Source organism: Pontibacterium sp., from assembly GCF_041587635.1.
In the GTDB taxonomy this organism is placed as follows: domain Bacteria; phylum Pseudomonadota; class Gammaproteobacteria; order Pseudomonadales; family Balneatricaceae; genus Pontibacterium.
The window spans coordinates 1-10,416 of sequence record NZ_JBFGYC010000083.1 but is presented as its reverse complement, the minus strand read 5'-3'; the positions used below and the strand labels follow the sequence as shown (position 1 = coordinate 10,416).

Annotated in this window: 12 protein-coding genes; 6 read left to right on the top strand and 6 right to left on the bottom strand. The window is 52.9% G+C overall.

Annotation, left to right across the window (positions count from 1 at the left end):
* Positions 1 to 300, top strand: a 300-nt coding sequence (locus ABYW01_RS06485) for an acyl-CoA dehydrogenase family protein (RefSeq protein ID WP_372831676.1), incomplete at its 5' end; no start/stop codon positions are given.
* Positions 301 to 510: 210 nt separating this feature from the next.
* Here ABYW01_RS06485 and pspC read toward each other — a convergent pair.
* Genes pspC through pspA form a run of 3 tightly spaced genes read right to left on the bottom strand, consistent with a single transcriptional unit; the run spans position 511 to position 1,924 of the window.
* Positions 511 to 981, bottom strand: a complete 471-nt coding sequence (gene pspC, locus ABYW01_RS06480; protein ID WP_372831675.1) for an envelope stress response membrane protein PspC — start codon at positions 979 to 981, stop codon at positions 511 to 513.
* A gap of 2 nt (positions 982 to 983) precedes the next feature.
* Entirely contained in the window at positions 984 to 1,253 is a 270-nt protein-coding gene (gene pspB / locus ABYW01_RS06475; protein ID WP_228050731.1) for an envelope stress response membrane protein PspB, read from the bottom strand.
* Positions 1,253 to 1,924, bottom strand: coding sequence for a phage shock protein PspA (gene pspA, locus ABYW01_RS06470; protein ID WP_372831674.1), 672 nt, complete (start codon positions 1,922 to 1,924; stop codon positions 1,253 to 1,255). The genes pspB and pspA overlap by 1 nt, the downstream gene beginning before the upstream one ends.
* 194 nt (positions 1,925 to 2,118) lie before the next feature.
* On the opposite strand from pspA, the gene pspF reads away from it, so the two are divergent.
* Complete coding sequence (pspF, locus tag ABYW01_RS06465; protein WP_372831673.1) at positions 2,119 to 3,183, top strand: phage shock protein operon transcriptional activator; 1,065 nt, start codon at positions 2,119 to 2,121, stop codon at positions 3,181 to 3,183.
* Positions 3,184 to 3,259: 76 nt separating this feature from the next.
* On the opposite strand, the gene ABYW01_RS06460 is transcribed toward pspF, so the two are convergent.
* Positions 3,260 to 4,765: a DASS family sodium-coupled anion symporter gene (locus tag ABYW01_RS06460; protein WP_372831672.1), complete on the bottom strand. Its 1,506-nt coding sequence runs from the start codon at positions 4,763 to 4,765 to the stop codon at positions 3,260 to 3,262.
* Between the two features lie 200 nt (positions 4,766 to 4,965).
* A complete protein-coding gene (locus ABYW01_RS06455) occupies positions 4,966 to 5,619 on the bottom strand; it encodes an HAD family hydrolase (protein ID WP_372831671.1) in 654 nt (217 codons plus the stop codon).
* A 166-nt stretch (positions 5,620 to 5,785) separates the two neighbouring features.
* On the opposite strand from ABYW01_RS06455, the gene rppH reads away from it, so the two are divergent.
* Together rppH and ptsP are read left to right on the top strand one after the other, a co-directional pair.
* Positions 5,786 to 6,268: an RNA pyrophosphohydrolase gene (gene rppH / locus ABYW01_RS06450; protein WP_193952471.1), complete on the top strand. Its 483-nt coding sequence runs from the start codon at positions 5,786 to 5,788 to the stop codon at positions 6,266 to 6,268.
* A 21-nt stretch (positions 6,269 to 6,289) separates the two neighbouring features.
* Positions 6,290 to 8,560 carry a phosphoenolpyruvate--protein phosphotransferase gene (gene ptsP / locus ABYW01_RS06445; protein ID WP_372831670.1) on the top strand — a complete coding sequence of 757 codons (2,271 nt, stop codon included), beginning with the start codon at positions 6,290 to 6,292 and terminating at the stop codon, positions 8,558 to 8,560.
* Here ptsP and ABYW01_RS06440 read toward each other — a convergent pair.
* On the bottom strand, positions 8,547 to 9,344 hold the full coding sequence (locus tag ABYW01_RS06440; RefSeq protein ID WP_372831669.1) for an NRDE family protein: 798 nt from the start codon (positions 9,342 to 9,344) through the stop codon (positions 8,547 to 8,549). The genes ptsP and ABYW01_RS06440 overlap by 14 nt on opposite strands.
* A 121-nt stretch (positions 9,345 to 9,465) precedes the next feature.
* Between ABYW01_RS06440 and ABYW01_RS06435 the strand changes: the two genes are divergently transcribed.
* Positions 9,466 to 10,266, top strand: a complete 801-nt coding sequence (locus tag ABYW01_RS06435; RefSeq protein WP_372831668.1) for a sulfite exporter TauE/SafE family protein — start codon at positions 9,466 to 9,468, stop codon at positions 10,264 to 10,266.
* A 10-nt stretch (positions 10,267 to 10,276) separates the two neighbouring features.
* A partial coding sequence (locus ABYW01_RS06430) for a prolipoprotein diacylglyceryl transferase family protein (protein ID WP_372831677.1) occupies positions 10,277 to 10,416 on the top strand: 140 nt, incomplete at its 3' end.

Here is a 10,416-nt window from a genome sequence, read left to right as displayed (position 1 = left end):
GAAAAGATAGATGGCTTGATATCTTTAATCGTCAATGATCTGCCAGAAAATTTGGGGCCTGGAAGTTTGAAGAAACATAGAAATACACTGTCTGTGTTAAAAGAGCTTCTTTGTAGTGAAGCTTATGAGGCGGCTTTTGGAGTATTTGAGCTGTGTGGGTTCTTGGCATTTAAAGATGACCATCTAGTGCAAAAGATACTTCGGGATTTGATGGCATTCAAGTTTCTTGGGGGGACGAAGGAGTTGCAAAAGAACATGTTATTTCAGGACTGTTTCAGGTCAGCAGGTATTCGGGTTTAGATTTGGTTGATTAAGGGCAACAAGCTTTGGGTCTGATAACTGCTATCGATCCAGAGTGCCGTGATCATCTCCGCTTCATTATTCTGCCTGGGGGGCTCTGGCGGAATACAGCTTTAGTTATCTGGTAGGACGAGAGTCGGCAGGCAGAAGTAGTCAAGTAGATACAAAGCGTGCGGGGCGCTTTGTATCTAAATTGAGTGTTTGTAGGGCTTAGCTGCGCTTTATTTCCCGGTCGAACTGGAATTTGCGCGAGGTGACGTAGCCTTCCATGCGGCGTAACTTTTCATCAATCCTGCGCATGCGCTCACCGATATCGGCTGCCTGGCCGCTGGGTGTTGGGCCGTAGTTAAACAACGCGTCTTTCAGATTGTGGGACGTTTCGTTGGTGTCAGCATGGTAGGCATGTTGCTGCCGGTAAGTGTCTCTGTTGTCGTTGTGTGGCCGGTCATGCGTGTTTTGGCGGTTTGCTGTTGGGCGTTTTGCCATCATCAATATGCCTGCCACGTACAGCAGGACGGCAAAGCTGCCGGTGAACAGGAACAGGGTGACAAAGCCTAAGCGAACCAGCCAGCTGGGCATGTTCATGTTTTCGGCGATACCGCCACACACGCCTGCCATCCAGCTGTCGTTGCGACTGCGGTAAAGGTCCATGCCGTAGCCTTTGTATTTGCGTGAGAACATACCTATCTCCTTGTTGATTGTTGATAGCGCGGATCGGATTCGTTGTCACGCCACTGCGGATGTTCTGCATCCAAAATGGTTTCAAGGGTGCCAATCCGCTCTTCCAGCCTTTCTACTTGCGCCATCGCGCTGGAAAGCGTGTGGCGATCATCCTCTGACAATCCTTTGGTTGCACGTGACTTGCTAAGGTAGTGAAGGACCAGCCAGAGTGGTGCGACCAGTCCCATAAAAATCACAGTGGGGACGAAAAAGAACAGGATGCTGGACATCATTAGCTACCTTTTTTGTTGCTTTCCATTTCAGCTTTCAGCTTAGCCAGTGCGTCATCCAATTTCTCGTCGCGCTCCAGATCGGCAATTTCCTCGGCCAGATCTTTGGTGCCCAGATCGTAACTTTCCACTTCGCCTTCCAGATCATCCATTTTGCGCTCGTAGCGTTCGAACTTGTCGAATGCTTCGTTCAGCTTGTCGCGACTGAAGCGGCGGCGAATATCCAGACGTGAGCGGGCGGTTTGTTCGCGTGCCAGCAGTGCTTTCTGTTTGGCTTTGGCGTCGTCGAGTTTTCGCTGCAGCTGGCCGATCTCATCATTCAGTTCTGCCAGTTGTTCATCCACCATCACCATCTCGTTACCCGCGAGCACAAGTGTTTCTTCAATGCTGGCCTGTTCCGCGAGTGCTCCGCGGGCGAGATCTTCGCGACCTTTGCTCAGGGCGAGTTTGGCTTTGTTGCCCCATTCGTCGGCGTCGCGTTGCAGATTAACGATGCGGCGCTCCAGTGTTTTACGATCTGCAATCACACGGGCGGAGGTGGTACGTACTTCTACCAGTGTGTCTTCCATCTCCTGAATCATCATCCGGATCATTTTTTCCGGATCTTCGGCCCGATCCAGCAGGGAGCTAATGTTGGCGTTCACGATGTCCTGAAAGCGGGAAAAAATACCCATGACTATCTCCTTTTTTGATTCGAAGCGGGTTGTTTGCATGTTTTGTACATAGCGAACCGTGTGCCAAAAGTGAAAAATATTCTCTAAGGTGTTGATGAATAAGTATTTATTGTGAATTTCTAGAAAAGTGACAGCGCTTCGTAATAGGAATAGTATGGCTAATTAATAGTCTGTTTAGCTAAAGTTTAATCAATATGAATCATTCTAAGCGCCAGCCTTTAATCGGTTCCTCTTTGCTTCTGATGGATGTGATTGATCAGGTCTCCGGTTTAGCGCCGCTGAGTAAGCCTGTATTGGTGATGGGTGAGCGGGGTACCGGTAAAGAGTTGATTGCTGAGCGGTTGCACTTTCTGTCCCGGCGTTGGGATCAGGCATTTCTGAAACTCAATTGTGCGGCGATGAGTGAGAGCTTGTTGGAAAGTGAGTTGTTTGGTCATGAGGCCGGCGCTTTTACCGGCGCGACTAAGCGTCACTTTGGGCGGTTTGAGCGGGCTGATGGTGGGACGTTGTTTCTGGATGAGCTGGCGACCTGCTCAATGCGGGTGCAGGAAAAGCTGCTGCGGGTCATTGAGTATGGGGAATTTGAGCGTGTGGGCGGCCAGCAGATGGTTCGTGTGGATGTACGGCTGATTGCTGCAACCAATGAAGATATTCAGCAGCTAGCGGAGCGAGGTGAGTTTCGCGCGGACCTGCTCGACCGGCTGGCGTTTGATGTTGTCAATCTGCCGCCTTTACGGTTTCGGCAGGAGGATATTCCTGAGCTGGCGGAATATTTTGCGTCGGGGATGTGTCGTGAATTGGAGCGCGCTTATTTTCCCGGATTCAGCGAGCAGGCGATGGCGAAACTGCTCTCCTATCACTGGCCGGGAAATATTCGTGAGTTGAAGAATGTCGTCGAGCGCAGTGTTTATCGTAGTGATGATGCGGAGGAGGTGGTTGCTGATGTGGTCCTCAATCCCTTCCAGGCTGCGTGGCAGGAAAAAACGAAGGTTCAGGCGCAGGCAGATGAGGGTGTAAAAGAAGATATTGCCCCTGCGGATGTTGCCCGTAATTTAGCGGTAGAGCTGCCTGCTGATTTGCCGGAGCGGATGCGTGAACTGGAGAAAAAGATGCTGGAGCAGGCGCTGAGTCAAAACCGCTTCAATCAGCGTCAGACGGCGGAGAGTCTTGGGTTGAGTTATCACCAGTTACGCAGCTATCTGCGTAAACATCAGATGTTGCCGCTGAAGCGTTATTTGGCGGAACAGGATAATAATTGAAACTGATTTCGAGTGGGGATTCGTCATCAGTGAATAGAGAAAAGCCGGTGCCTTAAGCTGCACCGGCTTTTCTTTGCTACGGCGTGGTCATTGTCTGCTTGCTTGCCCAGTCGGGAACGGACATCAGATCCACACCCCAGATCAGCGGTAATACATACGCGATGCAGAAAGTGATCGCCGCAACACCGATCAGGTTGACCCACAAACCCGCTTTGGCCATCTGCATAATGCTGACGTAACCCGAGCCGTAGACGACCGCATTGGGTGGGGTTGCCACCGGCAGCATAAAGGCAAAAGATGCCGCGACGGCGGCGGCAAACATCGGTCCATACGGATGCACACCCATCGTGCCTGCAACAGCCGCCATCACGGGGATCAACAATGTTGCGGTGGCGGTGTTGGAGGTGATTTCGGTGAGGAACAGGGTCAGAAGTACGACGACTCCGATAAACAGCGTCAGGTCCATACCGCTCAACAGGCTCAGTTGGCTGCCAATCCACTCGGTCAGGCCGGTGGTTGAAAAGCCTTTCGCTAACGCCAGGCCGCCACCGAACAGCAGGATGACGCCCCATGGAAGTTTCACCGCAGATTCCCAGTCGAGCAGGAAGCGGCCTTTTTTAAGGTCAACCGGCGTTATAAACAGTAACAAGGCACCCACAATGGCAATGGTGGCATCGTGGATCATGGGTGGTTTCAGGAAGCCACGTAAAATCCAGCTGGCCGCGGTAAGTGTGAAAATCAGCAGGACCAGCTTTTCGGCTTTGCTGATTGATCCCAGCTCTTCCAGTTGCTGGGACACCATTTCCTGCCCACCCGGCAGAGTCTCCAGGCCTGACGGGTAAACCACCTTGACCAATAAAAACCATGCTACGGCCAGCATGACGATGGCCAGAGGTACGCCAAAGCTCATCCATTGGGCGAAACCAATAGAGTGGCCGTAAATATTCTCTGCCATGCCCGCCAATACGGTATTCGGAGGTGTGCCGATCAATGTGCCGACACCGCCAATTGAGGCGGCAAAGGCGATCCCCAGCATCAGTGAAATACCGAACTTAAAGTGTTGTGGTCGGGTATCGATGCCATCGATGGGGTTGGTGCTCAGTGACGCTGCGGTTTGATTGATGATCGCCAGACCGATCGGCACCATCATCATGGTCGTGGCCGTATTGCTGACCCACATAGATAGAAAGGCCGTGGCGATCATAAAGCCCAATACGATGCGATCAGGGCCTACGCCGACCATGCGAATGGTGTGCAGCGCGACGCGCTTGTGCAGGTTCCAGCGCTCCATCGCAATGGCGATCAGGAAGCCGCCCATAAACAAAAAGATCAGATGATTCGCGTATGACGGTGTGGCTTGAGCGGACTTCATGATGCCCAGAGTCGGATACAGGGCAACCGGCAGCAATGAGGTGGCAGGAATAGGGATCGCTTCCGTAATCCACCAGGTGGCCATGAGTGCTGCGATGGCTGCAACCTTCAGGGCTTCAGGTGTTAATCCTTCAGGACGTGGCAGGGTGAGTATCAGTAAAAACAGCGCGGGCCCTAACAATAACCCAACGCGTTGACGCATGCTGTACATAGATCATCTACTTTTCTGTGAATGGATAAGCTATTCGTACAGCATAGATCGTGCCATCGGTCTGAAATGGGAAGAAGGTGGAAAATATGAGGTTTTTTGGTTGAATATTGATCGGTATCGTTGGGTTCATGTGCGGAGAGCTACCCGTCAGGCAAAAAAAATGGGTGATCACTCACCCATTTCTGCGTCGTGTTGTTACGTCAGCGCAGGTCCAGTACGGGCCAGTCGCGACCTGTGGCATGGTTTTCCAGTAACTCGTCAGGATTGACCGCAACAGGGTAGGTGACCAGTTCCAGTAGTGGCAGGTCGTTGTGAGAGTCGCTGTAGAAGTAGCTCTCTTCCAGTGTATGGCCAGTGTCCGTCAGCCATGTATGCAGGCGTTCAACTTTGCCATGCTGGAAGCACGGGATGCCCGCTACTTTGCCGGTGTAGCTGCCATCCAGTAATTCTGGATCGGTTGCCAGAATAGCATCAACGCCCAGGTGTTCTGCGATAGGCTGAGTAACAAAGGCGTTTGTCGCCGTAATGATCAGCAGGAAGTCTCCCCGGTCACGATGCTTCTGCAACAGTTCGGCGGCTTTCGGCAGCATGATCGGTGCGATCATCTCGCGCATGAATTCAGCATGCCATGCGGTTAGTTGTGCCATATCGTGTTCGGCCAGAGGGCGCAGGGCGAATTCCAGATATTCATGGATATCCAGCCCTCCACTTTTATACTGTTCATAAAAGTAGTCATTGGCACGGCGGTATGCGTCGGTATCAACGATACCCTTTTTGCACAGAAACTCACCCCAGGCGTGGTCGCTGTCGCCACCGATAAGAGTGTTGTCCAGATCAAAGATTGCCAGGCTCAAGTAAGAGTCTCCCTGTTAGTTTGCTGATAACCGGAGAAATCTCCGCTACTTTAATAGTCTGGATTTTACAGGCTGGATGACGCTGGGGTAAGAGGATATTGTGTTGATTTGCCCACCACAAAAGAATTGTGGAACAATAGGTTGAAAAAGATTTAGGAAAAATTACGTGATCGATTCAGATGGGTTCAGACCGAATGTCGGTATCATTCTGGCTAACTCGCTGGGTCAGGTTCTCTGGGCAAGGCGGATCGGCCAGGATGCATGGCAGTTTCCGCAAGGTGGTATCAACGAAGATGAATCGCCCGAACAGGCGATGTTGCGTGAACTCGAAGAGGAAGTTGGGCTCACACAAAAGGACGTTGAGATCGTAGCAGTAACCCGTGGTTGGTTACGCTATCGTTTGCCCAAACGCATGATTCGGCGTAATTCGCATCCGATATGTATTGGTCAGAAGCAGAAGTGGTTTCTGCTGAGGATGCTGACAGATGATAGAGCGGTGGCTATTGATCAGACGGAGTCACCGGAGTTTGATGACTGGCAGTGGGTAAGTTATTGGTATCCGCTGGGGCAGGTTGTTTCGTTTAAACGAGAGGTTTATCGCAAGGCGATGCGTGAATTATCGCCTAAGATGTCACGGATGATTGTATAACTTTACTTAGGAGGTTGGTGAATGCTGGAAGTATTGCGCAAGATTGTTCAGGAGGTGAGTACTGCTCCGGATCTGGACTCCGTTCTGGATCTAATTGTGCGCCGTATCCAGCGGGCGATGCGAACTCAGGTATGCTCTGTTTATCTGTACGACGATGATGCAGAACGCTACAGCCTGATGGCCACGCAGGGGCTTAACCCGGATGCAGTCGGTCGGGTCAGCCTGTCTTCCTCTGAGGGTATTGTCAGTATGGTGGGTCAGCGCGCCGAGCCGATCAACCTTGAGGATGCGTCTGTGCATCCTCGTTATACCTACCTCAAAGACACCGGAGAAGAGCAGTTTCACGCTTTTCTGGGTGTTCCTATCATCCATCACCGCGATGTTTTAGGCGTGCTGGTTGTTCAGCAGAAGGAAGTACGCCGCTTTGATGAAAGTGAAGAAGCCTTTCTGGTGACCTTATCCGCCCAGCTGGCGGGAGTGATTGCACATGCCGAAGCGACAGGGTTAATCCGTCCTCAAGGTGAGGGTGAAACCGAAAGCGAGCGTCGTTTTGAGGGGATTGCCGGTTCACCGGGTGTGGCGATTGGTCAGGTCGTGGTGATTGTGCCGCCTGCAGACCTCAGTGTGGTACCGGATAAGGTTGCGACGGACATTGATCATGAGATCGAAAGCTTCGAAGCTGCTCTGGCGCTGGTGCGCAAAGACATCAAGGTAGTCGGGCGTAGTTTATCCAAGCGCTTACGCGCGGAAGAGCAGGCGCTGTTTGATGTGTATCTGCGCATGCTGGATGACAATGCGCTGGCTGGCGAGGTGATCGAGCAGATCCGTGGAGGTCAGTGGGCGCAGGGTGCTTTGCGTATGGTTGTCATGGAGCACGTGCAGCAGTTCTCGATGATGGATGATCCCTATCTGCGTGAGCGCGCCACCGATATTAAAGATCTGGGGCGGCGTGTATTGGCTTACATGCAGGAGTCCGGTCCGGCTGAGATTGAATTTCCGGAAGATACAATTCTGGTTGCTGATGAGATCACGCCGGCGATGCTCGGAGAGGTGCCGTCCGACAAGTTGCTGGGGCTGGTATCAGTGCATGGTTCGGGTAACTCTCACGCAGCTATTCTTGCGCGATCCATGGGGATTCCTACGATCATGGGGGCGCTGGATCTGCCCTATACCCGCCTTGATGGCCGTAAGGTCATCATTGATGGGTACTCCGGGCGCGTCTATATCGATCCGTCGGACGATCTGCGCAGCGCCTATATGGATATTCTGCGCGGTGAGCAGGAGATGGCGGCGGAACTCGCCACACTCAAAGATATGCCTGCTGAGACGCGTGACGGCTTCCGTATGCCATTATGGGTGAATACGGGGCTGGTAGCCGATGTGGCGCGGGCGCTGGAGCGGGGTGCCGAGGGAATTGGACTCTATCGCACCGAAATTCCATTTATGATTCGTGACTTCTTCCCAAGTGAACAGGAGCAGTTGCAGACCTACCGTCGTCAGTTGGAGGCTTTTCATCCGCGTCCGGTAACGATGCGTACCCTGGATATTGGTGGCGACAAAGCGCTGCCCTATTTTCCAATTCAAGAGGAAAACCCGTTTCTGGGGTGGCGTGGTATTCGTGTCACGCTGGATCATCCAGAGATCTTTCTGGTGCAGGTGCGTGCCATGCTGCGTGCGGGTGAAGGGTTGGGTAACCTGCGTATTATGTTACCGATGGTCACCAGTGTGCATGAGGTGGATGAGGCGTGCCGTCAGATTGATCGTGCGGTTTCTGAATTGCGTGACGAGGGTTATGCGATTGAGCAGCCTCAGGTCGGCGTGATGGTAGAAGTGCCTGCTGCGGTGTATCAGGTCCGTCGTTTTGCCCGTCGTGTGGATTTTATCTCGGTAGGCTCGAATGACCTGACGCAGTATCTGTTGGCCGTGGATCGTAACAACCCGCGGGTGGCCGGCTTGTATGTGTCGTATCACCCTGCTGTGTTGCGTGCGCTGGAATATATTGCGCGTGAAGCGCATAAAGAGAGTGTGCCTGTATCGATCTGTGGCGAGATGGCATCAGAACCGGGTGGCGCGTTGCTGCTGATGGCGATGGGCTATGACGTGCTATCGATGAACGCGACGAACTTACCCAAAATTAAGTCCGCTATTCGGGGCGTCACCAAGATTGAAGCTGATGAATTGCTGCAGCAGGTGATGGGCATGGATGACGCGGATGAGATTCATCACCTGTTGCGCCGTCGCTTGCGTGAGCTGGGGTTGTCGCAGCTGACCCGTCCTGTTATTCCTGATTGATTCTGGCTGCAGCGCCAATCGCCGGTAGCTGCAGTTGAAACTCCTGGCTGTCCGTATTTCCGCGGGTGTCGAACGTATCTTCGCGCAGATAGGTTGTGCCGTCTGGCTTTTGCAATAAGAGCGTAATAGCACGCGTGCCATAGTCGGTAGAACGAATGAAGCAGGAGGAGAGCATTTTCTCCCATTCTGCACTGATGCCGGTGTCGGGTAGGTCTGTATCGGCAGCCTGAGTCTGATCCATCATCAGCGAGATTAATGTGTCAGGTGTCAGGCAGTGATCCCGCAGTTGTTGTGTCAGTCCGTTGCGCACGTTGAGCAATTTGGGCCACGGGGTGTCTAGTAGCGCATTGGACAGGCCGTAAACGCCGGGAGCCAGTGCGCGTTGTGCTGCGTCACTGCGATTGCTGAGATAGTGCATCCCCGTTTCATCTCCCAGTAGCAGGTTGAAAGCACCGTAGGTGTGTTGTTCTGGTTCCAGATTTCTCAGGTAGCGGCTCGCGGGTTGTTGCTCTTGCAGATAGCGGCGGGTTAAATCGCCTCTGGAGCGAACTCCCTGAGGTTTTTCCCGGCCATTACGGTGATTTGTGACTGTTGCAAAATGCCCGTGCTTATTCAGGCCCAGCCAAGTGCCTCCCTGTTCCAGATCACGTCCCGCCAGAATGTGGGGTGTATCCTGCCAGTAGTGTACTTCCCGGCTGGGGCGGCGGAAAAATTCGTCGCGGTTGGCTATCAAAATGAGTGAATAGACCGGATGGCTGTCGTAGGCGAATGTAATCAGGCACATGGGGCAGTTTGTCATTTCCTTAGCAAAGGTGGACCGCTAATATAGGCGCTTCCGAACGGGCGGGGCAAGTCGGCATGGTCAACGGCAGTTGGCATGCAGGCGTTATCTGAAGGATTTTTCTATGTTCTTAACCCTATTGTTGTACTTGGTACTGGGCGCAGTAGCAGGTGTTGTTGCAGGGCTTTTTGGTATCGGCGGTGGCTTGTTGATTGTGCCGGTGTTGATATTCAGTTTTGCTGCACAAGGCATGTCGCCGGATGTGTTGACGCATGCGGCGGTGGCGACGTCACTAGCAACGATTGTTGTGACCTCCATTAGCTCAGTGCGAGCACATCATAAGCGGGGGGCTGTGCGCTGGGATCTGTTTAAACCGATCAGTGTGGGTATTCTGGTTGGGGCGTTTCTGGGGGTGAAAGTCGCCGGAATGATGCCGGGTTCCTTGCTGCAGGTTGTATTTGGGGTGTTCGCACTGTGTGTTGCGGTTCAAATGGGCTTCGGGATCAAACCATCAGCAGGCACAGAGCCGCCATCGCCGACTACGTTGTCGGTGGGCGGAGGGTTTATTGGCGGTCTTTCCACGATATTTGGCATTGGTGGCGGCACGCTAACCGTACCGTTTCTAAGCTGGAAGCGTGTTCAGATGCAGCAGGCGGTGGCAACATCCGCGGCCTGCGGATTGCCGATTGCAGTGATGGGTGCTCTGACCAACGTGTGGGAAGGTTGGGGGCATGCGCAGACCGATGAGTGGAGTCTGGGTTATGTTTATCTGCCTGCGTTTGCCGGTATTGTGATTACCAGCTCGTTGTGTGCCAAGTTTGGTGCACGTATGGCGCACAGCTTGCCTGCGCCAGTGTTGAAGCGATGTTTTGCCGTGTTTTTGCTGTGTGTGGGTGCGTATTTAATCGGTAAGAATCTGTACTGAGGAAAGGTCTATGTGGGTGCATGATATTGATCCGGTATTGCTGGATGTCGGGCCATTAACAGTCCATTGGTACGGTGTGATGTATCTGGTCGGTTTTGCGGCTGCCTGGTGGTTAGGGTGTGTACGCGCACGTAAGCCAGCTTCGGGCTG